Raw genomic sequence first — 22,869 nt, 5'->3', positions numbered from 1 at the left:
CCGTTCTTCAGGCGAGCGAGGGGCCGCGCAGCCTGGGTCTCGCATCGCCTACTCATAAACCACATCCCTCACCGGTGCCGGTGCGGACCTCCTGGTGCCCGGCGCGCGCTGTGCGCTGCTTGGCCGACCTCGAGGCACACAACAGTAACTGGAGTACCCGGCACGACGATGCGTAAACATGGGGCAACACCACCGAGGTGCAAGCACTCCGAAATGCCCCGTAAACTACGTACCGAGACAGTAAGGCGATTGGTGCGCTGCGAGGGCTTGCCCAGGCGCACGGCGAACGCAGGAGACACCATGTCCACTCGCCGCTGCCGATTCAGTGTCGCACTGGGTATTGCCCTGATGACGGTGCTGATGGCTGCGTGCTCGTCCTCCCCGGACCCGGCATCGACCCCGATGCACGGCACCCCGGGCAAGGTCGCACCCGCTCTGGCCATGGTGCCGGCGGCGGGTAGTTCCGACGTCGATCCACTCGGCACCATCGAGGTGAGTGCCACCGACGGCGTCATCTCGAATGTGACGTTGACCAATGAGGACGGCAAGCCGGTCGAGGGCACTCTCAATCCGGACAAGACCGCGTGGAAACCGAAGGTTCCGCTCGGTTACGGCCACACCTACACGATGACCGCCGAGGGCGTCACGCTCACCGGTCCGAGTGGGCCCATGACCTCGACGTTCACCACGCTCACCCCGAGCAACCAGGTCAAGGCGTACCTGACCACGACGGCCGGGCAGCCGCTGAACGACGGCGGCACCTACGGTGTGGGCACGGTCATCGTCGCCCATTTCGACGAGGCCGTCGGTGATCGCGCCGCCGCCGAGAAGCGCTTGTCGGTCACCACGACTCCGCAGGTCCAGGGCTCCTGGTACTGGCTCGACGACAAGAACGCGCACTGGCGCCCGCAGCAGTACTGGCAGCCCGGCACCAAGGTCACGGTCGCGGCGAACATCTTCGGCGCGCAGCTGGGTCCCGGCCTGTTCGGCCAGGAGGATTCCAAGACCAGCTTCACCATCGGTGATTCGCACGTCTCCATCGCCGACGACAACACCCACGAAGTGCAGGTGTTCGAGAACGGCAAACTGATCCGCACCATGCCCACCTCGATGGGCCGCGGCGGCAGCGAGCAGGTCGGCGGTAAGACCATCTACTTCAACACCCCCGCGGGTATCTACACGGTGATGGGCAAGGGCAATCCGGTGATCATGGATTCGTCCAGCTACGGCCTGCCGGTGAACTCGCGACTGGGGTACAAGGAAGAGATCGGCTGGGCCACCCAGATCAGTGGTGACGGTATCTACCTGCACCAACTCGATTCCACGGTGTGGGCTCAGGGTAATACCGACACCTCGCACGGCTGTCTGAACCTCAATCTCGAGAACGCGCGCTGGTTCTACAACTTCGCGGTACCCGGCGATGTGGTCGAGGTCCGCAACACCAGCGGTCCGCCGCTGCCGTCCTGGAACAACGGCGACTGGATCGTGCCGTGGGACCAGTGGGTGGCCGGCAGCGCCGTGCACTCCTGATCGCCACGGCCACGACGCTCAGCCCCGCACCGGATAGCGGTGGTCCAGCTCGAGATTCACCCCGAGGACGTCGACCCTGGGCTCACCGAGGAAGCCCAGGTCTCGACCGGCGGTGTGGCCCGCCACCACCCCGGCCACCTGCTCGGCGGTGACACCTCTGGCCGCCGCCACCCGCGCGACCTGGATGTCGGCGTAGCGCGGTGAGATGTGCGGATCCAATCCGGATCCCGACGCGGTGACCGCGTCGGAGGGCACCGGAGTGTCGGCCGGCGCGTCACCGCGCACCGGCACGATCAACCCCGCGGCGTAGTCCGTACCGGGCTGGGCGCATTCCACCCGGACGCCGCGATAGGCGGCCAGGAACGGCGCCGCCGGGCACGCCTCGTTCACACTGACCACCTTCGTCGGCGCGGTGACCTCGCCACGGGCGTCACGCGGTCCGAACACCGCCAGCACCGCGCCGACACCGCCGGGAGTGCAGAACGGCCGCGCCCCCGACACCCCCTCCCGCTCACCGATCTGTTTGCTGCGGGTACAGACAGTGGTCAGCAAACTCGGCTTCGATTCCGACGGGTCGGCGGCGAGGGTGTCGACGACATCCTCGGGCCCCTTGTTGCCGAAGCCGGTACTGGTCGGGTCGTAGCCGTCGGGGCGGCTGCCGTCGGCGGGGGCGGAATTCGACGGCCGGGTCTGGAAGTACTGCGGCAGCGCCGCGCCCGCGCCATCGGTGAACGCCTGCCCGATCAGACTGCTGCCCACCGGTTTTCCGTCGCGGTAGACCAGCGAGCCCTCGGCCTTGTCGTGCAGGCCGGGCAGCTGCGCCACCCCGAAAACGACCAGTGGATAGAGGATCCCGGTGATCGCGGTGAGCACGACCAGTGCCCGCAGCGCCGCCAGGTGCTGGCGGAACCAGGTGGTGTATCGCATGGAGAACGAAGGCATATCAGGACATCCCAGGCAGGAATCGGACGACGAGGTCGATGAGTTTGATGCCGATGAACGGTGCGACGATGCCACCGGCTCCATAGATGGCGAGGTTGCGGCTCAACAGTTTCGACGCACTGGACGGTCGGTAGTTCACGCCGCGCAGCGCCAGCGGAATCAGCGCCACGATGACGATCGCGTTGAAGATCACCGCGGACAGGATCGCCGACTGGGGACTGTGCAGCCGCATGACGTTGAGCACGTCCAGACCGGGGAACAACGCCACGAACAGCGCGGGAATGATCGCGAAGTACTTGGCGATGTCGTTGGCGATGGAGAAGGTCGTCAGGGCGCCCCGGGTGATCAGCAGTTGCTTGCCGATCTCGACGATCTCGATCAATTTGGTTGGATCCGAATCCAGATCCACCATATTGCCGGCCTCCTTGGCCGCCGAGGTCCCGGTGTTCATCGCCACCCCGACGTCGGCCTGGGCCAGCGCCGGAGCGTCGTTGGTGCCGTCACCGGTCATGGCGACCAGGCGGCCGCCGGCCTGTTCGGATTTGATCAACGCCAGCTTGTCCTCGGGAGTGGCCTCGGCCAGGAAGTCGTCGACGCCGGCCTCGTCCGCGATCGCCTTCGCGGTCAGCGGGTTGTCACCGGTGATCATGACCGTGCGGATACCCATCCGCCGCATCTCGTCGAAACGCTCCCGCATGCCCTGCTTCACCACATCCTTCAGATGGACGACGCCGAGCAGCCGGGCACTGCCGTCGAGTAGTTCGCCCACCACCAGCGGCGTGCCGCCGGAGGCGGAGATGCCGTCCACCGTCCGGCCGACCTCCTCGGGCACCGAGCCCCCGTGTGCGCGAACCCATTCGGTCACCGCGCTCGCCGCACCCTTGCGTAGCTGATGCCCGCCGCGCAGGTCCACCCCCGACATCCGGGTCTGGGCGGTGAATTCCACCCAGTCGGCACCCGTGAGCTCCCCCGGGGTGCGTTCCCGCTTGCCGTAGGCGGATTTGGCGAAGACGACGATCGAGCGACCCTCGGGAGTCTCGTCGGCGAGACTGGAAAGCTGTGCGGCATCGGCCATCTCGTCCTCGGTGACCCCGGGCATGGCGACGAAGGCGGCGGCCTGACGGTTACCGAGGGTGATGGTTCCGGTCTTGTCGAGCAGCAGGGTGTTCACATCCCCCGCCGCTTCGACCGCGCGGCCCGACATCGCCAGCACATTGCGCTGCACCAGCCGGTCCATCCCCGCGATACCGATCGCCGACAGCAACGCGCCGATCGTGGTCGGGATGAGACAGACCAGCAGCGACACCATCACGATGCCGGTGACGCCGTGCAGATCCAGAGCGGCGGTATCGCCCACCCCGGGGTTGTTCGCCTTGGAGAAGATCGCCGGCGGCTGCAGCGTCACGACCGCGAAGACGAAGATGATCGTCAAGGCGGCCAGCAGGATGTTCAGCGCGATCTCGTTCGGCGTCTTCTGCCGGCTGGCGCCCTCGACCAGTGCGATCATCTTGTCGATGAAGCTGCCGCCGGGCTCCTGGGTGATCTCGACCACGATGCGGTCCGACAGCACCGTGGTGCCGCCGGTCACCGCGGACCGGTCACCGCCGGATTCCCGGATCACGGGCGCGGACTCACCGGTGATCGCCGATTCGTCGACCGAGGCGATGCCCTCCACGACGTCGCCGTCACCGGGGACGACCTGTCCGGCCTCGACCACGACGTGGTCACCACGGCGCAGTTCGGGCGCGGCGACATTCTCCTCCAGCGGATGGCTGTCGCCCGGGCGCCAGTTCACCAGTCGCCGTGCGACGGTGTCGGTCTTGGCCTTGCGCAGTGTATCGGCCTGCGCCTTGCCCCTGCCCTCGGCGACGGCCTCGGCCAGATTCGCGAAGACCACCGTCAGCCACAGCCAGACGACGATCGCGCAGGCGAAGACGGACGGACGGGCGAGGGCCAGCACCGTCGACCAGACGGCGCCGATCTCCACGATCAGCATCACCGGATTGCGCCAGAGGGTGCGCGGATCGAGTTTGCGCAGCGCTTCCGGCAGCGATCTCGCCAGCAGCGCGGGATCGAACATCCCGCGGGTGACTCGGCGACTCGCGGCGTCGACACCCTGCGGGGCGGCCGCGGAATCTGTTGTGGGAGCGGTCATATCAGTGAATTCCTTCGGCGAGCGGCCCGAGCGCCAGCATGGGCAGGAAGGTCAGGGCGACCAGGATGAGCGTCACGCCCGCGACCATGCCGACGAATTGCGGCCGGTGCGTCGGCAGCGTGCCGATCGATTCCGGGGTGTGCCCCTGCCGGGCCAGCGAACCGGCCAGTGCGAGCACGAGAACGATCGGGATGAAGCGGCCGAGCACCATCGCCACGCCGAGGGCGGTGTTCCACCACACGGTGTTGCCGCTCAGGCCGGCGAAGGCCGAACCGTTGTTGTTGGCGGCCGAGGTGAAGGCGTACAGGACCTCCGACAGGCCGTGCGGACCCGAATTCGCCATACCCGCGCGCTCACCCGGCAAGGCCATCGCAATCGCGGTGCCCACCAGTACGATCAGCGGGCTGACCAGGAAATACGATGCGGCGAACTTGATTTCGCGCGGCGTGATCTTCTTGCCGAGGTATTCGGGCGTGCGCCCGACCATCAGCCCGGCGACGAATACCGTGATCACCGCCAGGATCAGCATCCCGTACAGACCCGAGCCGACACCGCCGGGCGCGACCTCGCCCAGCTGCATGTTGATCATCGCCATCATGCCGCCGAGGCTGGTGTAGGAATCGTGCGCGGAATCCACGGCGCCGGTGGAGGTCAGCGTGGTGGTCGTGGCGAAGGTCGCCGAATCCGATACCCCGAAACGGGTTTCGACCCCTTCCAGCGCGGAACCGACCGCGGTGGGCACGGTGCCGTGATGGCGCAGCTGCAGGAAGTTGGTCAGCGTCACGCTGATCAGCGCGAGCACCGCCATCACCGAGACGATGGCATACCCCTGTTTCGGGCTGCCCACCATGCGGCCGAAGGTCCGCGGCAGCGCGAACGCGATCAGCAGGATCAGGAAGATCTCGATCCAGTTGGTCCAGGTGGTCGGATTCTCGAACGGATGGGCGGAGTTGACGTTGAAGAATCCGCCGCCGTTGGTACCCAGCTCCTTGATGACCTCCTGGGAGGCGACCGGACCGCCCGGAATCGTCTGGGTCGCGCCGGTCACCGTCTGCGCCACCTGATCGTGCAGGTGGAAATTCTGGATCACACCGCCCGCGACCAGCACGATCGCGAACACGAAGGCGATCGGTAGCAGGATCCGGATGGTGCCGCGCACCAGGTCGACCCAGAAGTTTCCGAGGTCGCCGGTGTGCCGCCGGGCGAACCCGCGGACCAGAGCCACCGCGACCGCCATACCGACCGCGGCGGAGACGAAGTTCTGCACCGCCAGACCGGCCATCTGGACCAGATGTCCCTGGGTCGACTCACCGGCGTAGTTCTGCCAATTGGTATTGGTGACGAAGCTGATCGCGGTGTTCCACGCGAGCGCCGCGGTCATCTCGGTACCGGGTTGACGCAGGTGCAGGGGCAGATGCCCCTGGATCAACTGCAGGAAGAACAGCCCGAGGACGCTGACCGCGGAGAAGGCCAGCACACTGCGGGCGTACACACCCCAGGTCTGCTCCACCCCGGGATGGACTCCGATGGCGCGATAGAGGATTCGCTCGACCCGGGAATGCTCGGTGCCCGCGTACACCCGGTACATGTAGTCGCCCAGCGGTATGTGGACCGCCGCGAGCGCGATGACGAGGGTCGCGACGAAGACGACCCCGGCAGTGGTAGTGCTCACCTAGAACCTTTCCGGGAACAGCAGCGCCGCGATCATGTAGACGGCGACGCCGAGCGCCAGGACCAGACCGACGATGTTCGCGATCACAGCCGCTCCACCCCCCGTTGAAGCAGGCCGAGCAAGGCGAAAATCGCCACGGTCACGACGGTGAACACCGCGACAGACATAGTGCAAACCTCTCTGTTGACGGCATCCGTGCGGATGCGCCGACAGTGAGTGAAACTCTCGAAACACCCGAATTCGACGGCGTTGACGGGTTCTTAGCGGTGGCGGCGGCGGCATTGACGGGGTGCTTACGCACCGCGCGATCCCCCGCTCGGGCGGCGTCAAAGTCGACGGTGCGCCCGTCAAGGAGTCGTAAAGATCGGTGTTCGGCCGGTCACGGCGATGCACAGTGTGATGTCCGGTCCCGCGGAGCCGGCGGCGCTGCGCGCGATTCGGCAGCGTGACGAGTGACGACAAGGAGACGACGGTGCCGGATTTCCTGGTCGCGGCGATGGTGATCACGATCTTCGTCTGCTGTGCCCTGGCGCTGCGGGTGGCCGGCGGACGCACCCCGCGCGTGGTACGGGTGCGGCGGCACCCTCACCGCCCGAATCGAGCGATGATGGACCTGTGAAGCGCGGACAACTACGCATCTACCTCGGGGCCGCGCCCGGTGTGGGCAAGACCTACGCGATGCTCGGCGAAGCGCACCGACGGCTCGGCCGCGGCCGCGACGTGGTGGCCGCCGTGGTGGAGACCCACGGTCGCAGTAGGACCGCCGAGTTGCTCGAGGGCATCGAATCCGTTCCGCCGGTGCTGCGGACCTATCGCGGCACGACGATCGCCGAACTGGACCTCGACGCCGTGCTGCGCCGCGCACCGGCGGTGGCGCTGGTCGACGAACTCGCGCATACCAACGTGCCCGGATCCCAGCACGAGAAGCGCTGGCAGGATGTGCACGAGCTGCTCGACGCCGGGATCGATGTCATCTCCACGGTCAACGTCCAGCACCTCGACAGCCTCAACGACGTCGTCGAGCAGATCACCGGTGTGGTGCAGCGCGAAACGGTGCCGGACTGGGTGGTGCGCGGCGCCGATCAAGTCGAACTGGTCGACATCACACCGGAGGCGTTGCGGCGCAGGCTGTCCCACGGCAACGTCTACGCCGCGGACAAGGTCGACGCCGCGCTGCGCAACTACTTCCGGCCCGGAAATCTCACCGCACTGCGCGAATTGGCCCTGCTGTGGCTGGCCGATCAGGTCGATGCCGCCCTGGCCAAATACCGGGCCGACCACAAGATCACCGCGACCTGGGAGGCACGCGAACGCGTCGTCGTCGCGGTGACCGGCGGTCCCGAATCGGAGACGATCGTGCGGCGCGCGAGCCGGATCGCCACCAAATCCAGTGCCGAACTGATCGTCGTGCACGTGGTGCGCGGCGACGGACTGGCCGGGGTGTCGGCCCAGCGCCTGCACCGCCTGCGCGATCTGGCCAACAGCCTCGGATCCAGTCTTCACACCGTGACCGGGGAGAACGTGCCCCACGCGCTGCTGGATTTCGCCCGGCAGGTCAATGCCACCCAGTTGGTGGTGGGTACCTCGCGGCGCTCCCGCTGGGCCCGAATCCTCGATCAGGGCATCGGCTCGACCGTGGTGCAGCGGTCGGGAACCATCGATGTCCATATGGTCACCCATGAGGAGGCCCAGCGCGGACTGCGATGGTCGGCGCTGCTGCGGCGGCAACGGCCGGCGGTGTCGTGGCTGGCCGCCCTGGTGGTTCCGACCCTGATCACGGTGCTCTGCTATCTGTGGCTGGATTCGCGACTGGATCTGGCGGGTGAGAGCGCGTTGTACTTCATCGGCGTGATCGCGGTGGCGCTGCTCGGCGGCGTCGCCCCCGCGGCGCTGTCGGCGGTGCTGGGCGGACTGCTGCTGAACTGGTTCTTCACCACGCCCCGTCACAGCCTCACCATCGCCGAGCCCGACAACTTCCTGACCATCGTGGTGATGGCGGTGGTGGCGGTGGCGGTGGCGGCCCTGGTCGACATTTCGGCCAACCGGACTCGCGAGGCGCGCACCGCCTCCCGCGAGGCCGAACTGCTCACCCTGTTCGCCGGGGCGGTACTGCACGGCGCGGATCTGCCGGACCTCCTCGAACGCGCGCGGGAGATATACGGACAGCGCGCGGTCAGTTTCACCACCGACGACGCGGTGATCGCCTGTGTCGGCAACGATCCGGCCCGCACGCCGGGTGCGGCGGACACCGCGATCGGCGCCGGTGACGAGGAACATTGGCTGCTGCTCAACGGCCGCGCCCTCACGCCGGGCGACCGCAGGGTGCTGGGCGCGGTGGCCGGCCAGGCCGCCGGGCTGGTGCGCCAGCGCGAACTCGCCGGCCAGGCGCAGGCGGCGGCCAATGTCATGGCCGCCGACCGGTTGCGGCGGGCCCTGCTGTCGGCGGTCAGCCACGATCTGCGCACGCCACTGGCCGCGGCGAAGGCGGCGGTATCGAGCCTGCGCAGTGAGGATGTGCAGTTCTCCCCCGCCGACACCGCCGAACTGCTCGAGACGATCGAGGAATCCACCGATCAGCTCACCGCACTGGTCGGCAATCTGCTCGATTCCTCCCGCCTGGCCGCGGGCGCGGTGGAGCCACAGCTCAAACAGGTCTACCTGGAGGAAGTCGTCAATCGCGCGGTCGTGAGCGTCGGCATGGGAACGCGCGGCGTCCGCCAGGCGGTCATGGATCGGGTCAAGGTCGAGGTCGGTGAGATCTCGGTGTACGCCGACAGCGGGTTGCTCGAGCGGGTGCTGGCCAATCTCATCGACAACGCGCTGCGTTATTCGGTACACGACCCGGCTGTCCCCGACACGCCGGTCCGGGTTGGCGCGGAACGCGACGGCGACCAGGTATCCATCACTGTGGTCGATTACGGTCCGGGGGTTCCGACCGGACTCGAGGACCAGATGTTCGAACCGTTCCAACGGCTGGGCGACCGCGACAACTCGACCGGTGTGGGCCTGGGTCTGTCGGTGGTCCGCGGATTCGTCGAGGCGATGGGCGGAACCGTCCACGCCGAACCGACGCCCGGAGGTGGGTTGACCATGGTGATCGAACTGCCCGCCCGCGAAACACAGGAGGCGCGGTGAGTGACCATGCGCAGCCCACCCACCGGGCCGACCGGGTGCGGGTGTCCCGCGAAACACAGGAGGCGCGGTGAGTGACCATGCGCAGCCCACCCACCGGGCCGACCGGGTGCGGGTGTCCCGCGAAACACAGGAGGCGGGGTGACGTCAGCCGAACGTACGGGTCCCGCCACGCGGGTGTTGGTGGTCGACGACGAACCGCAGATCCTGCGGGCGCTGCGGATCAACCTGTCGGTGCGCGGCTATGAGGTGATCACCGCCGCCACCGGCGCGGCCGCCCTGCGCGCGGCCGCGGAGAAACATCCCGATGTGGTGGTTCTCGACCTGGGGCTGCCCGATATCGACGGTATCGACGTGCTCGCCGGGATTCGGGGCTGGAGTTCGATGCCGGTGATCGTGCTGTCGGCGCGCACCGACTCCTCGGACAAGGTGCAGGCCCTCGATAGCGGCGCCGACGACTACGTCACCAAGCCCTTCGGCATGGACGAATTGCTGGCCCGGCTGCGAGCCGCGGTGCGCCGCTCGGCCGCGGCCGTCGAGGAGTCGGTGCCGGTGGTGGAAACCTCCTCCTTCACCGTCGATCTGGCCGCCAAGAAGGTGACGCGGGGCGGCCGCGACGTCCACCTCACCCCGACCGAGTGGGGGGTGCTCGAGATGCTGGTGCGCAATCAGGGCAAGCTCGTGGGGCGCCGGGAGCTGCTGCGTGAGGTGTGGGGGCCGTCCTATGCGACCGAAACCCACTACCTGCGGGTCTATCTGGCGCAGTTGCGGCGCAAGCTGGAGGACGACCCGTCGCAGCCGAAACATCTGCTCACCGAGGCGGGTATGGGCTACCGCTTCCAGATCTAGCGCGAAGGGCTCAGCGCGCCAATCGGATCGGCAGTTCTTTCAGGCCGTTGCTGAGATTCGACCGGATCCGTTGCGCCGGACCGATCTGCTCGATATCGGAGAATCTCGTCAGCAGTTCCTCGAAGAACACCCGTCCCTCGAGCCGGGCCAGGTGCACACCGAGGCAGAAGTGGTGCGCGTTGCCGAAGGACAAGTGCGGGTTGGGGCTGCGGCGGATGTCGAAGCGCTGCGGATCGTCGAAGACGGTCTCGTCGCGATTCGCGGAGGTGTACCACATGGCCACCTTCTCCCCCGCCGCGATCGGCACACCGTGCAGCACGGTGTTCTCGGTCGCGGTCCGGCGGAAGTAGTGCAGCGGATTGGCGAAGCGCAGGATCTCCTCCACCGCACCGGGAATCAGACTCGGATCCGCCCGCAGGGCCCGGAGTTGGTCGGGGTGGTCGAGCAGTAGCTGCAGTCCCGACGACAGCATGGTCTTCGTGGTGTCGTTGCCGGCGGTCACCAATTGGGTGAAGAAGCCGCCGAATTCGAATTCGGCCATCGGCCGCCCACCGAAATTGCCCGCCAGGATCAGTGCGGTCAGATCCCCGCGTGGTTGTTCGTCGGCCCGCCGCCGCACCGCGAAATCGATGGCGTAGCGCGCCAGCGGGGAGAGCTCCGCGCCGGGGTCGAGATCACCGGCCAGGTCCGGATCCTGTGCGCTGGTGGACTGTTCGGCCCAGCGCCGGATCCGGGGCCAGTCCTCGGCCGGAATGCCGAACAGTCCGCCGACCACCTGGCTGGGGAGCACACCGGCGATATCGTGCACGAATTCCACGGTGGGCGGGGCCGATTCGAGCAGCGCCCGGGTCAGCTCGCGGACCTGCTCCTCCATGCGGCCGATCACGCGCGCGGTGAAGTTCTGCGCCAACGGCTTCCGGTAGGCGGTGTGGCGGGGTGGATCCATCATCAGCAGCATGTTTCGGCTCTGCGCCAGCCGGGCCGGCGGCTGATCCTCCAAGAGCACACCTTCGCGTTCGGCGGAGAACACCTGCGGGTTGCGGGCCACGTGCACCACGTCGGCGTGGGCGAGGACCGCCCAGTACCCGGTGCCGTCCGGCATCGGCTGCCGGTAGACGGGGTGGGTGCGGCGCAGTTCGCCGAGGATGTCGTGAATGGCCCCGTCGGCATACGCCGCCGGATCGTAGATATCGGCGATGGCGGTCACCGGCCCACCTAGTCGTGAAATGTGCAGCGGTCGAATTCCGTGGCCAGCGTAGGGGTCCGCGCGCGCTCGCAAGGCCGTTTCCCGAATACCGGTACCGCTGAGCGGGACCTGGACTCGGCACGGCGGCGGCGCCACGGCGGGGAATCGGTGATATCGGACACAGCCGGCGTCGCGCACCCCGGTCGGACACCGGCGCCGATGCGGGCCGACCGGTCGCGATGGCAGGATCGACGGTATGTCCGAACAGACCGCCGGTAACTCCGCCGCTACCGCCGCCACCGCCGCGGCCACCTCCACGACCGATGCGGCCGCGAAGCCGGCCCGGGCGCCGAAGCCGGCCACCGACCTGTGGGTCGAACGCACCGGCACCCGCCGATACACCGGCCGCAGCTCCCGCGGGGCCGAGGTGCTCATCGGCTCCGATGGTGTCGAGGGTGTGTTCACCCCCGGTGAGCTGCTCAAGATCGCCCTCGCCGCGTGCACCGGTATGAGTTCGGACTTCCCGCTGTCGAACCGGCTGGGCGAGACCTACGACACCACGATCCGCGTCTCCGGCGACGCCGACCGCGAGAACGAGGTCTATCCGGAGCTGAACGAGGTCGTCGAACTGGACCTGTCGGAACTCGACGAGGCCGCTCGCCAGCGCCTGCTGGTGACCGTGCAGCGCGCCATCGACAAGGTCTGCACCGTGGGCCGGACCCTGAAGGCGGGCTCCACGGTGAACCTGACCTTCCAGATCGACTCGTGACGGACGAGCCCGTCCGGCTCAGTGCCTGGGTACACGGACTGGTACAGGGCGTCGGCTTCCGCTGGTGGACTCGGGCCCGGGCTTTGGAACTGGGGCTGGCCGGATATGCGCGCAACACGCGAGACGGGCGGGTGCACGTCATCGCCGAGGGGCCGCGACCGGCGTGTGAACGTTTGCTGGCATTGTTGCAGTCGGGTGACACGCCTGGTCGCGTCGATCTGGTTGTGGAAAACTGGGGCGCCGCTCTCGGTGGGCTCACCGGCTTCGAGGAACGGTAGCGGCGGGGAAACAGGAGTCGATCGTTGGCAACACATGAGCCGGGCGGCGAGCGCGAGGATCGGGATTCGCACGATTCCGGCGCCACACCGCCCGCGGGGGACCACAACAGCAGCAACTCGGAGGACTCCGGAGGCGAGGCACGAGGTATCGGCGCCTCGGATCCGACGGTCCGATTCACGCCGCCCCCGTCCGGTCCCGGCGGCCCGGAATCGGGTGCGGAGCCGACCGTACGATTCGGCGAGCCCGCGCCGACCCTGCCGAATCCGGCCGCACCGGCGCCGCCGACCCTTCCGGGCATGCCCGACCTGACGGGCATCCCGCCGTTGCCGGCGCCCGGCGCCGACCTCACCGGCGGCCTCGTACCCGGCCCCGGTGAAACCACCGGCGCCGCAGGGGAATCCGAGGCGCCGCGGCGGATGCGCGGCAGTATGCAGCGCCAGGAGGCCGGCGTCACCCAGCCGCGCCCGCCGACGGTGGCCGAATCACGCGCCCGGGACAAGGCTCGTAAGCGCGCCGAAGAGGCCGAGCGGGCCGCCGCCGAGGCCGCGGAGAACAAGAAGCGCACCCGCCGGCGGGTGCTCATCGGCGGAGTCGCCGTCGCCGGTGTGGCCGCGGTGGTCGGTGCCGGGTATCTGGCGTATCAGGCGGTACACAAGCCGAATGTGACCGCCTACTGCATCACCGACGACAACGGCCAGCAGCAGGTCGTCTCGGACGACGACTGTGTCCGCGCCCAGTCGTACGCCGGTACCGGCGGCGGATATTACGGCGGCGGCTATCACAGCCCCGGCATCTTCTTCTACAACGGCCATCAATACCGCTACTACTACGGCGGCAACAACACGGTCGGCCGTCCGCCCGTGGGCGGCAGCACGGTGGCGCCGAAGAAGGCCACCGTCAGCACCAAGAGCGGGACCGTCGTGCGCGGCGGCCTCGGCAGTAAGTCCGGTTCCACCAGTGGAGGGTCCTAGATGCGCCGGATGCGCAACTCGCAACGTGCCGGCTGGCAGCAGATCATCGCCGATCAGGGGCTGGTATTCGGTTCGCCCGGACGCGACGCCAACGGTGCCTCGCGACCGTATTGGGACGAGTCGGTGCACTACGAATTCGACCTCGACGAGATCCTGGCGCTGGAAGCACAGGTCGAGGTCCTGCATTCGATGTGCCTGCACGCGGTGGAACAGATCGTGCTCACCGAGCGGTTCGCCGATTTCGGCCTGCCCGACTGGAGCTGGGAGCCGATCAAGAAGTCGTGGCAGCGTAGCGACCCCTTCGTCTACGGCCGGTTCGATCTGCGCTACGACGGTCGCGGGCCGGCGAAACTGCTGGAGTACAACGCCGATACGCCGACCTCACTGCTGGAGGCGGCGATTGTGCAGTGGCACTGGCTGACCGACGTCTATCCGGGCGACGACCAGTGGAATTCGTTGCACGAGAAGCTGGTCGAACGCTGGGGTGAGCTGCTCGATCAGCTGCCGACCAATCAGCTCCACTTCACCTGGTCCTCGGCCGACGGTTCGGGTGAGGACAATGTCACCACCGCCTACATGCAGGAGACGGCGGCGGAAGCCGGTTTCGACACCATCGCCCTGCCGATCGAGGAGATCGGATTCGATACCGAGCTGGAGCGTTTCGTCGATCTGGCGGAAGCGCCGATCGGATCGATCTTCAAGCTGTATCCGTGGGAGTGGGCCCTCGACGACGATTTCGGTAAGCGTGTGGTCGATTCGATCCCCGAGACCGCATGGGTCGAACCCCTGTGGAAGACATTGCTTTCCAACAAGGCGCTGCTGGCGGTGCTGTGGGAGATGTATCCGGGGCACCCGAATCTGCTGCCCGCCTACCTCGACGATCCGCACGAGCTCACCGAATACATTCGCAAGCCGAAGCTGGGCCGTGAAGGCGCCAATATGACGATCGTCGGCGCCGGGATGGAAACCTCCACCGGCGGGGTGTACGGCGAGGAGGGGTTCGTCTACCAGCTCCTCGATCCCCTCCCCGAATTCGACGGTCTGCGCCCGGTGCTGGGCGCGTGGATCGTCGGCGACACGTCGGCGGGACTCGGCATCCGCGAATCGCCCGGCCTGATCACCGACGACGGCGCGACCTTCGTCCCGCACCGCATCCCGACCACGTAGCATTCAGCGACTCGCTCAACATCTCCGGAGGAATCTGTGTCGTCCACCCTCGCGCTGGAATCAGGGTATTGGAGCTCCATCGGTCACGGCGTCGGCGCGATCGCGCTGTACGCGGTGCTGGGGCTGGCTCTGATGCTGATCGGATTCCAGGCCATCGACAGCAGCACCCCCGGCCCGCTGCGCAAGATGGTCGCGGCCGGCAATCCGAACGCGGTCGTCATCGCCTCCGCGGGCATGGTGAGCATGGCGCTGATCGTGGTGCTGGCGATCTACTCCTCGGGCGGCCGGCTCGCCGAGGGCCTGATCGGCACCGGGATCTACGGGCTGGTGGGAATCCTCGCCCAGGTGATCTCCATCCGGCTGCTGGAATGGCTGGTCGGCCTGCATATCGGTGACCTGCTCAAATCGCCCACCTACCAGATCCAGTCGCTGCTGGTGGCCGCCGCGCATCTGGCGATCGGGCTGGTCGTCGCGTTCGCGATTCTCTGACCGGGCCGTCGCTCACCGGCCGGTGAACTCCAGCAGATCGTCGAGCGTCCAGGTGTTGACGACCCGTTCCGCGGCGACATCGTTGGCGATCGCGCGCTCACATCCGTAGCCCTGCCAGTCCAGCTGCCCGGGTGCGTGCGCATCGGTGTCGATGCTGAACAGGCAACCCATCTCCGCCGCGAGGCGGATCAGGCGCCCGGGTGGATCGCGCCGCTCGGGGCGACTGTTGATCTCCACCGCGGTGTCGTAGCGGCGGCACGCCTCGAAGACCACCTCGGCGTCGAACGACGATTCCGGCCGCAGTCCGCGTTCACCGGCGACCAGCCGCCCGGTGCAGTGCCCGAGGACATCGACATTCGGATTCGCGACCGCGTACACCATCCGCTTCGTCATGGTCTCGGAGTCGGCGCGCAGATTCGAATGCACGCTCGCGACAACGAGATCCAGCTGTTCGAGGAGTTCGGCTTCCTGATCGAGGGTGCCGTCGTCGAGGATGTCGACCTCGATACCGGTGAGGATCCGGAACGGGGCCAGCCGGGCGTTGAGTTCGGCGACGACCTCGAGCTGGTCGCGCAGTCGCGGCGCGGACAATCCGTTGGCCACCCGCAGGCGCGGCGAATGGTCGGTCAGCGCGCAGTATTCGTGGCCCAGCGCCATCGCGGTGCGCATCATCTCCTCGATCGGACTGCCTCCGTCGGACCATTCGGAGTGGGTGTGCAGATCGCCGCGCAGCCGGGTCCGCAGGGCGGCGCCCGCCGGGGCGATCAGCTGTGCGGCCGAACGCAATTGCGCCAGCCGCTCGGGCACGTCACCGGCGCAGGCCTGCGCGATCACCGCGGCGGTCTTCGGCCCGATCCCCGGAAGTTCCTGCCATGCACCGGATTCCCGGCGGCGCTCGTATTCGGCATCGGACAGACCCGCCACCGTATCCGCGGCCCGGCGGTAGGCCTTGACCCGATGTGTCTGCGCGCGTTCACGTTCCATCCAGAACGCGATCTCGCGCAGGGCGGCCGCCGGATCCGGGGCTGTCACCGGCGGATCCGGCTGTACTTGACGAAGGCCACCCCGTCGTCGAACACCCGGCTGGTGAGCACCCGGAACAGCGACGGCTCCGGCAGTCCCCGGCCCCGGCCGAACAGCGGCCGGCCGCCACCCAGGACGATCGGATACAGCTTGAGGAAGATCTGGTCGATGGCCGGCAGCAACGTGTAGGCCAGTTCCCCGCCGCCGCACAGCCACATGCCCGGCCCCTTGTCCCGCTGCATACTCCGCACCCGGGCGAGCGGGTCGGCGGAGATCAGCTCGACATCCGGATCGGGCGCGTCGGGCAGGGTGGTCGAGACGACGAATTGCCGCAGATGCGAATACGGGCTCGACGTTCCGGTGCGCACGCCGAAGTCGTAGGTTCTGCGCCCCATGATCACGGTGTCGAAACTCTCCCCCGGACTGTCGATGCCGAGCGATTCGCGCACCTTCGTCGGCAGGGTTTCGGGGTACTGCGTCGTGATGGCGGGCCCGTGGTCCCCACCGACGGGAAAGAAGTCGACCGAACCGTCCTCGGTGGCGATATAGCCGTCGATGGTCGAGGCCACGTAGTAGGTGAGCTTGCGCATCCGTCCTCCCTTCGTACGAAGCGTGTCGGACACACTGCAAACGTTAGCGCGTGCGGATCACCGTCGCCGGGGCTTCGGCTGGCATCGAGGGCAGGAGTAGGAGGAGCGGTTCATGAACTTCTCACGGCGGATCGGCGCTCCGCAACGGCGGCACGGCCGGTCCTCACGACCGTAGGCGGCGAGTGACCGCTCGAAGTAGCCGGAGTTGCCGTTGACGTTCACATACAGCGCGTCGAAGGAGGTCCCGCCGGCGTCCAGGGCCTCGCCCATCACGATCCGCACATCCGCGAGCACCTGTCGCAGGGCGGGCCTGGTCAGGGTGGCGGCGATACGTTCGCCGTGGATACCGGCCCGCCACAGGGCCTCGTCGGCATAGATGTTGCCGATCCCCGAAACCACCGTCTGATCCAGCAGGATTCGCTTGATCTCGGTCGACTTGGCTCGGATCCGGGCCACCACGGCCTCGGTGTCGAAGCGGGGATCGAGTGGGTCGCGAGCGATGTGGGCAACCGATTCCGGCAGCTCGTCGCCGTCCACGGTCACCAGGCGATTGAGCGCCCAGCCGCCGAAGGTGCGCTGATCGACGAATCGCAGCTGCGCGCCGTCGTCGAGCCCCGCGACGATGTGCGCGTGCTTCTCCAGTGGTGCGTCGGCGGGCTGGACCAGCATCTGCCCGCTCATCCCGAGATGAACCACCAGCGCGGTATCGGGTTCGTCGAAGGTCAGCCACAGGAATTTGCCCCGCCGGCACGCGGATCGCACGCGCAGACCGGTGATCCGAGCGGCGAGATCATCACCGCCGAGATCGTGACGACGCACCGACCGCGGATGTTTGACCAGTACCGATTCCACGATATGGCCGACGACGTGCTCCGCGAGTCCACGCCGCACCACCTCGACCTCGGGCAGTTCGGGCATCAATCCCCGACTCGAGCGGAACCGTCGGCGGTGAGCGCCTGCCAGGCGGCACCGGCGGCCTTCTGTTCGGCTTCCTTCTTCGACCGGCCGACGCCCTGGCCGTAGGCCTGACCACCGATCACCGCGGTGGCGGTGAATTCCTTGTCGTGATCGGGACCGGTCGAGGTGATCTCGTAACTGGGCACGCCGATACCGCGTTCGGCGGTGAGCTCCTGCAGACTGGTCTTCCAGTCGAGCCCGGCGCCCATCCGCGGGCCGCGCTCGAGCAACTCGGCGAACAGCCGCAACACCACTTCGCGGGCGACTTCGATGCCGTGTTGCAGATGGACCGCGCCCAGCAGCGACTCCATCCCGTCGGCGAGGATGCTCGCCTTGTCTCGTCCGCCGGTGAGCTCCTCACCCTTCCCGAGCAGCAGATGGCGACCGAGGCCGCCCTCACCGAGGGCGCGCGCCACCTCGGCCAGCGCGTGCATATTCACCACGCTGGCACGCAGTTTGGCGAGTTCGCCCTCGGATTTGTCCGGATGCTCGAGGTACAGGCGCTCGGTAATACTCAGGCCGAGCACCGAATCGCCCAGGAATTCCAGGCGTTCGTTGGTCGGCAGACCACCGTTCTCGTACGCGTACGAGCGGTGAGTGAGCGCGAGCCGGAGCAGATCCGGACGCACCTCCACGCCCAGCGCTTCGAGCAGGCTGGCGTGGTCGGCGGCATCGCCCGCTGCGAGTGCGTCCGTATCGTCCTTACCGGCAGTCACTTCGCGGTTACCCGATCAGCGGATCAGATGGCCGAGGTGACCTGGCGGCCCTTGTAGGTGCCGCAGTTCGGGCACGCGATGTGCGGGAGGGTCTTCTGACCGCAGGCCCGGTTCGGGCAGGTGATCAGGGTCGGCGCGGTGGCCTTCCACTGGCTGCGCCGCGAGTGGGTGTTGGCACGAGACATCCGGCGCTTCGGAACGGCCACGACTACTTCTCCTCTGTCGTCGAACTTGCCGAGCCATGGCGGCTCGCAAGAGATCGGTCTACGTCTGATGGGGCGTCAGTGACGCCGGCGCCGGGGGTTTCGCTCGCGAATTTCGCAAGTCCCGCCCAGCGAGGGTCCAGTATCTCATGCGTGTGATCCGGACCCGCAATCGCCATCCGCACCCCACATTCCGGGCACAGACCGGCACAGTCGGGTTCGCACAGCGGTTGCAGCGGCAGTTCCAGGCCGACCGCGTCGGTGACCACCGGCTCGATATCGATCATGTCGTCGACGAGCCGATGGATCTCGTCTTCCTCGGTGGTCTGCTCGGTCGCGCTGTCGGGATAGGCGAACAGCTCGGTGATGTGGAGGTCCAGCTCATCGGTGAACGACTCCAGGCAGCGCGAGCACTCCCCCTCGACCGGCGCCGACACCGTCCCGGTGACCAGCACACCTTCCGAGACCGACTGCAGGGTCAGATCGAGATCGATCTCGGCCCCGGCCGGAATCGCGATCAGGTCCAGGCCGATCCGCTCGGACGCGGTGACGACGCGATGCAACTGCCGCATCGAACCCGGGGCACGCCCCAGGCTGCGCGTGTCCAGCACGAAATCCGCGTCCGTCTTGCGACGACGCGAACCGGAACCGGATTCGGCGGGCATCGGAATCTCACTCACGTTTCGGGGGGTTTGGGCAACCACCCCACAGTACGCGAACTGCGGCTATCGCCCCAAATCCCGCCGACGCGGACCGCCGGACATCGCTCCCGCCGGGCCGAGGCGGCGCATGCGCCGCTCGACGGTGACAGCCGTCACCGATCAGCGCCGGAATTCGGACGCGTAATCCGGAACGCCCGTACCGGAACGCAGCTGCTGGCGGCCCCGCCCGACCGTGCGCAATGTGGAGTGCAGCGTTTCCTCGAAGTCGGCCAGCTGGGAGTCGACATACTGGTCGCACTCGGCGCGCAGCCGATCGGCCTCGGTCTGCGCGGAATCGATCAGCCGCGCGGACTCCCCGTGCGCGGCCCGCACCACTTCGGTCTGGGCGACGAGGCGATCCTGTTCAGCCTGCCCCTCGGCGACCGAACGGTCGTAGGAGGCCTGGCCCGCCGCGATCATTCGCTCCGATTCGGTGCGGGCCCGGCCGGTGACCGCCTCGTATTCGGCCTTGCCGTCGGTGACGATCCGCTCGGCCTCGGCCTGCGCGGTCGCGACCAGGTGGTCGGCATGCGCACGAGCCTCGGCGACCATGCGATCGGCGTGCGCCTTGGCATCGGCCAGCAACCGGTCGGCCTCCTCGCGCGCGCCGCCGACGGTCCGTTCGGCCTGATCGTTGGCACCGGCGACGGTCGCCTCGGCCGAGTCGCGGGCATCGGTGACGATCTTGTCGCGGTGATCGAGCACGTCCTGCGCGTCGTCCAGTTCCCCGGGCAGCGCCTCACGCACATCATCGAGCAGCTCCAGCACGTCGCCACGGGGGACGATGCAATTGCGAGTGGGCGGGATACCTCGTGCCTCTTCGACGATCGCGACCAGTTCGTCGAGTGCCTCGAATACGCGGTACATCCTGCTGACCCCACTCTCCTGCCGAACTCCTCGCGGCCACGAGGAGCCGCGACGGCCTGTTATGCCTTCGCCCAGTCTGCCCGTATTCCGCGTGTCTGCCCAGATCACCATCGGTGTGTCGGAGGGGTGTTTCCCATGCCACATCAATCAAGTGGAGGAATTCTCTCCGCTTGGTGCTATCTTTCTACCGAGCGGTAGACCAGCCGGAACCGTCGTCAGCTCGGCGTCCGGCACTGTGCGATCGGAACGACAATGGTTGTCCTTTATCCGGCACCCCCGGGTATGTGGGTGGGCCCACAGCCCGGCCCTGGTGTATCCCTCGCCCACAGCGAGTTGCTGGCCGAAACTCCGGAACCGCCGCAGGCGCCGCCACGGATCCGACGCCTTGCCGCGCGCTTCGCGCAGTATCTACGGGGAGACCACTGGTTGCCGCAGCTCATGCGGTTCGCACTGGTCGGCGGCTTCAGCAATATCGGATATTTCCTGTTGTTCCTGGCCTGCTACAGCGGTGGTCCACAGATCGCCAATCTGACCGGATCGATCGTCAGCACCGCCCTGGCCAACGAACTGCACCGCCGCCTCACCTTCCACGCCGCGAACCGCGTCGGCTGGCTGGCCGCCCAGCTCGAGGGCGGCGGACTGGCGCTGGCGGGCCTGGCCATCACATCCGGCGCGCTGGCCGTCCTCGATGTCCTGGCACCGGGACTCGACGATGTCACCGAGGCCATCGCGGTGATCGGGATCACCGCAGCGGTGGGCGCGATGCGCTTCGTCACCCTGCGCTGGTGGGTGTTCTGACCTGTCGGCACCGACCGCCACTCTCCTGCACGGGGTGCGGATAGAACCTGGTCATTTGTGCAAGGAACCGAGGCCGAATACCCCACGTCCTAACTCAGCAAACGTCGTTGCTAGTTCTCATCGTGGGAGGTTCGGCAATGCATCAGTGTCCGGGAAACCCCAGGTCGTGGCGTAACGGTCTGCGCGGGCCGCGCACCACCCCACCTCTGCGAAATCCGCGGGCGCGAGCCGCTGTGGCGTGTCGTCCGCTCCCCGATCACCGCCACATCCGTCCGCACCGCGACCCGGAAGCGCAGTGATCGCCGAAAGCGCCCGCGGTACAGCCGGTCTCGCGCGGCACATGACACCCGCCGCCGCGGGACTGCACCGGCGCCGCGATGTGGTGTCGGTCGGCATCAGCGACGACGAGATACGACGGCGCTGTGCGGGCGGAACCTGGCGGCGGGTGCGGCGCGGGGCCTATGCGGAATCCGCGGTGGTGGCCGAGCTGGACGCGGTGGCGCGGCATCGGCTGAAGGTGGCGGCACTGCTGCCGGAGATGGCGGCCGGCGCGGTGGTCAGCCATCAATCGGCGGCGGTGGTACTCGGCGCGCCGATGGTGCCGGCCCTGCTCGACCGGGTGCATGTCACCCGCGATCGTCGCTACGGCGGCCGGATCAAGGCCGAACTCCAGGTGCATTGCGCACCGGTCGAACTCGTGGCCGAGGTGCACGGACTGGTGGTGACCAGTCCGGCGCGCACCGTCGTCGACCTGGCCCGCACTCTCGCATTCGAACCGGCGGTGGTCGTCGGCGACGCGTTGAGCCGCGACTTCGGCATCAGCGCAGCGGATCTCGCGCACGAACTGGAGGCCGCGCGCGGGCGGCGCGGGGTGCACGCCGCGCGGCGCGTGATCGGATTTCTGGACGCGGGCAGCCGTGGGGTTTCCCATTCCCGGGCGCGCGTGCTTTTGCGACACCTCGGCTTCCCGCCCGCCGCGGCGGGCGGCGTCGTCTGTGGCCACGACGGCCGCGTGCTGGGCTCGGCCGATATCCACCTGGGCCGGACCGGGGTACTGCTCACCCTCGCCGACCCCGCCGACCGCGCGGCGCCCGCCGCCGATCGCACCGTCGGCGCACCGTGCGACGCGACGTTGCGCCGCTACGGGTTCCACCTCGTTCGCACGACCTGGCGCGAGCTCAGCGCCGGCACGGTGGCCGCGCGCCTGCACACCGCCGTGGCCCGTACCCGAGAGGATCCCGCACGCGGATTCGTCCGGCCCACTCCACTTCCCCCGCCGAAGTCGCTTTTTCTGCGGGCACTGTGACACCGCCCGGTCACCACTCCCACCGGTCATCGGCAGCCGCGCACCTGTTAGCGTCGCTGCATGGCTGGAGCACTGTGCCCGGGATCGTTCGACCCGGTCCACAACGGACATATCGACGTCATTTCGCGGGCGGCCGCGCAATTCGACGAGGTCGTCGTGACCGTGAGCATCAACAAGAACAAACAGGGCATGTTCAGCGTCGACGAACGCATCGAGCTGTTGCGCGAAGCGACCTCGGCGCTGCCCACCGTGCGTATCGAATCCTGGTACGGACTGACGGTCGACTTCGCCCGTGAACAGGGCATCACCGCGATCGTGAAGGGTCTGCGCGATGCCACCGACTTCGGCTACGAGCTGCAGATGGCGCAAATGAACAAGAAGCTGTCGGGCGTCGACACCTACTTCCTGGCCAGCAACCCGGCCCACAGCTTCCTGTCCAGCTCCCTGATCAAAGAAGTCGCGAGCTTCGGTGGCGATGTCGCCGACATGCTCCCCGCCGCGGTCCACAAGCGGCTGCTCGCTCGCATCGCCGAACGCCGCACGGCGCAATAGGGCCCGGGTCTCGCG

General features: G+C 67.8%; 24 protein-coding genes. 12 read left to right on the top strand and 12 right to left on the bottom strand.

Features of this window, described 5'->3' with window-relative positions; translation table 11 throughout:
• Positions 1–300: 300 nt before the first annotated feature.
• Complete coding sequence (locus tag LKD76_RS10265; RefSeq protein WP_227980800.1) at positions 301–1,530, top strand: L,D-transpeptidase; 1,230 nt, start codon at positions 301–303, stop codon at positions 1,528–1,530.
• Positions 1,531–1,548: 18 nt separating this feature from the next.
• Here the strand turns inward: LKD76_RS10265 and LKD76_RS10260 are convergent, their stop codons facing one another.
• From LKD76_RS10260 to LKD76_RS10245, 4 genes are read right to left on the bottom strand one after another with little or no spacing between them, the layout of a single operon-like run.
• Positions 1,549–2,457: a potassium-transporting ATPase subunit C gene (locus tag LKD76_RS10260; RefSeq protein ID WP_227985184.1), complete on the bottom strand. Its 909-nt coding sequence runs from the start codon at positions 2,455–2,457 to the stop codon at positions 1,549–1,551.
• A gap of 16 nt (positions 2,458–2,473) precedes the next feature.
• The gene (gene kdpB, locus LKD76_RS10255; protein WP_305082762.1) at positions 2,474–4,627 is read right to left on the bottom strand and encodes a potassium-transporting ATPase subunit KdpB; all 2,154 of its coding nucleotides are present in this window, start codon (positions 4,625–4,627) and stop codon (positions 2,474–2,476) included.
• A 1-nt stretch (position 4,628) separates the two neighbouring features.
• Positions 4,629–6,299 (bottom strand): potassium-transporting ATPase subunit KdpA, encoded by a 1,671-nt coding sequence (gene kdpA, locus LKD76_RS10250; protein WP_227980799.1) that lies wholly within the window; start codon positions 6,297–6,299, stop codon positions 4,629–4,631.
• Positions 6,300–6,581: a potassium-transporting ATPase subunit F gene (locus LKD76_RS10245; protein WP_227985182.1), complete on the bottom strand. Its 282-nt coding sequence runs from the start codon at positions 6,579–6,581 to the stop codon at positions 6,300–6,302.
• A gap of 163 nt (positions 6,582–6,744) precedes the next feature.
• Here LKD76_RS10245 and LKD76_RS10240 point away from each other — a divergent pair, with 163 nt between their 5' ends.
• From LKD76_RS10240 to LKD76_RS10230, 3 genes are all read left to right on the top strand, one after another.
• Positions 6,745–6,918, top strand: a complete 174-nt coding sequence (locus LKD76_RS10240) for a hypothetical protein (protein WP_227985503.1) — start codon at positions 6,745–6,747, stop codon at positions 6,916–6,918.
• Positions 6,915–9,434: a DUF4118 domain-containing protein gene (locus LKD76_RS10235; RefSeq protein WP_227980798.1), complete on the top strand. Its 2,520-nt coding sequence runs from the start codon at positions 6,915–6,917 to the stop codon at positions 9,432–9,434. Before LKD76_RS10240 ends, LKD76_RS10235 begins: the two co-directional genes overlap by 4 nt.
• 138 nt (positions 9,435–9,572) lie before the next feature.
• A complete protein-coding gene (locus LKD76_RS10230; RefSeq protein ID WP_227980797.1) occupies positions 9,573–10,280 on the top strand; it encodes a response regulator in 708 nt (235 codons plus the stop codon).
• Between the two features lie 10 nt (positions 10,281–10,290).
• On the opposite strand, the gene LKD76_RS32140 is transcribed toward LKD76_RS10230, so the two are convergent.
• Entirely contained in the window at positions 10,291–11,487 is a 1,197-nt protein-coding gene (locus tag LKD76_RS32140) for a cytochrome P450 (RefSeq protein WP_227980796.1), read from the bottom strand.
• A gap of 235 nt (positions 11,488–11,722) precedes the next feature.
• Between LKD76_RS32140 and LKD76_RS10220 the strand changes: the two genes are divergently transcribed.
• From LKD76_RS10220 to LKD76_RS10200, 5 genes are read left to right on the top strand one after another with little or no spacing between them, the layout of a single operon-like run.
• Entirely contained in the window at positions 11,723–12,235 is a 513-nt protein-coding gene (locus tag LKD76_RS10220) for an OsmC family protein (RefSeq protein ID WP_227980795.1), read from the top strand.
• Positions 12,232–12,513: an acylphosphatase gene (locus LKD76_RS10215; protein ID WP_227980794.1), complete on the top strand. Its 282-nt coding sequence runs from the start codon at positions 12,232–12,234 to the stop codon at positions 12,511–12,513. The genes LKD76_RS10220 and LKD76_RS10215 overlap by 4 nt, the downstream gene beginning before the upstream one ends.
• Positions 12,514–12,537: 24 nt before the next feature.
• Complete coding sequence (locus LKD76_RS10210) at positions 12,538–13,485, top strand: hypothetical protein (RefSeq protein WP_227980792.1); 948 nt, start codon at positions 12,538–12,540, stop codon at positions 13,483–13,485.
• The gene (locus tag LKD76_RS10205; protein ID WP_227980791.1) at positions 13,486–14,652 is read left to right on the top strand and encodes a glutathionylspermidine synthase family protein; all 1,167 of its coding nucleotides are present in this window, start codon (positions 13,486–13,488) and stop codon (positions 14,650–14,652) included.
• A 36-nt stretch (positions 14,653–14,688) separates the two neighbouring features.
• Positions 14,689–15,141 carry a DUF350 domain-containing protein gene (locus LKD76_RS10200; protein ID WP_227980790.1) on the top strand — a complete coding sequence of 151 codons (453 nt, stop codon included), beginning with the start codon at positions 14,689–14,691 and terminating at the stop codon, positions 15,139–15,141.
• A 12-nt stretch (positions 15,142–15,153) separates the two neighbouring features.
• On the opposite strand, the gene LKD76_RS10195 is transcribed toward LKD76_RS10200, so the two are convergent.
• The 7 genes from LKD76_RS10195 to LKD76_RS10165 form a co-directional block, all read right to left on the bottom strand.
• Positions 15,154–16,173: a PHP domain-containing protein gene (locus LKD76_RS10195; RefSeq protein WP_227980789.1), complete on the bottom strand. Its 1,020-nt coding sequence runs from the start codon at positions 16,171–16,173 to the stop codon at positions 15,154–15,156.
• Positions 16,170–16,754: a dihydrofolate reductase family protein gene (locus LKD76_RS10190; RefSeq protein WP_227980788.1), complete on the bottom strand. Its 585-nt coding sequence runs from the start codon at positions 16,752–16,754 to the stop codon at positions 16,170–16,172. Before LKD76_RS10190 ends, LKD76_RS10195 begins: the two co-directional genes overlap by 4 nt.
• Positions 16,755–16,811: 57 nt before the next feature.
• Entirely contained in the window at positions 16,812–17,672 is an 861-nt protein-coding gene (gene mutM, locus LKD76_RS10185; RefSeq protein WP_227980786.1) for a bifunctional DNA-formamidopyrimidine glycosylase/DNA-(apurinic or apyrimidinic site) lyase, read from the bottom strand.
• Positions 17,672–18,427 carry a ribonuclease III gene (gene rnc / locus LKD76_RS10180; protein WP_227980785.1) on the bottom strand — a complete coding sequence of 252 codons (756 nt, stop codon included), beginning with the start codon at positions 18,425–18,427 and terminating at the stop codon, positions 17,672–17,674. The genes mutM and rnc overlap by 1 nt, the downstream gene beginning before the upstream one ends.
• Before the next feature lie 23 nt (positions 18,428–18,450).
• Positions 18,451–18,633, bottom strand: coding sequence for a 50S ribosomal protein L32 (gene rpmF, locus LKD76_RS10175; protein ID WP_030513024.1), 183 nt, complete (start codon positions 18,631–18,633; stop codon positions 18,451–18,453).
• 2 nt (positions 18,634–18,635) lie between these two features.
• On the bottom strand, positions 18,636–19,295 hold the full coding sequence (locus LKD76_RS10170) for a YceD family protein (protein WP_227985181.1): 660 nt from the start codon (positions 19,293–19,295) through the stop codon (positions 18,636–18,638).
• A gap of 156 nt (positions 19,296–19,451) precedes the next feature.
• The gene (locus LKD76_RS10165) at positions 19,452–20,198 is read right to left on the bottom strand and encodes a DivIVA domain-containing protein (protein ID WP_227980784.1); all 747 of its coding nucleotides are present in this window, start codon (positions 20,196–20,198) and stop codon (positions 19,452–19,454) included.
• A gap of 252 nt (positions 20,199–20,450) precedes the next feature.
• Here LKD76_RS10165 and LKD76_RS10160 point away from each other — a divergent pair, with 252 nt between their 5' ends.
• From LKD76_RS10160 to coaD, 3 genes are all read left to right on the top strand, one after another.
• Entirely contained in the window at positions 20,451–20,996 is a 546-nt protein-coding gene (locus LKD76_RS10160) for a GtrA family protein (protein ID WP_227980783.1), read from the top strand.
• A 295-nt stretch (positions 20,997–21,291) separates the two neighbouring features.
• The gene (locus LKD76_RS10155; protein ID WP_227980782.1) at positions 21,292–22,302 is read left to right on the top strand and encodes a type IV toxin-antitoxin system AbiEi family antitoxin; all 1,011 of its coding nucleotides are present in this window, start codon (positions 21,292–21,294) and stop codon (positions 22,300–22,302) included.
• 60 nt (positions 22,303–22,362) lie between these two features.
• Positions 22,363–22,854 (top strand): pantetheine-phosphate adenylyltransferase, encoded by a 492-nt coding sequence (gene coaD / locus LKD76_RS10150; RefSeq protein WP_227980781.1) that lies wholly within the window; start codon positions 22,363–22,365, stop codon positions 22,852–22,854.
• Positions 22,855–22,869: the final 15 nt, after the last annotated feature.

Origin of the sequence: Nocardia spumae (assembly GCF_020733635.1) — a bacterium.
Classification (GTDB): domain Bacteria; phylum Actinomycetota; class Actinomycetes; order Mycobacteriales; family Mycobacteriaceae; genus Nocardia; species Nocardia spumae.
Note: the sequence above shows the minus strand (reverse complement) of the source record. Positions and strands in the feature narration are given on the sequence as shown.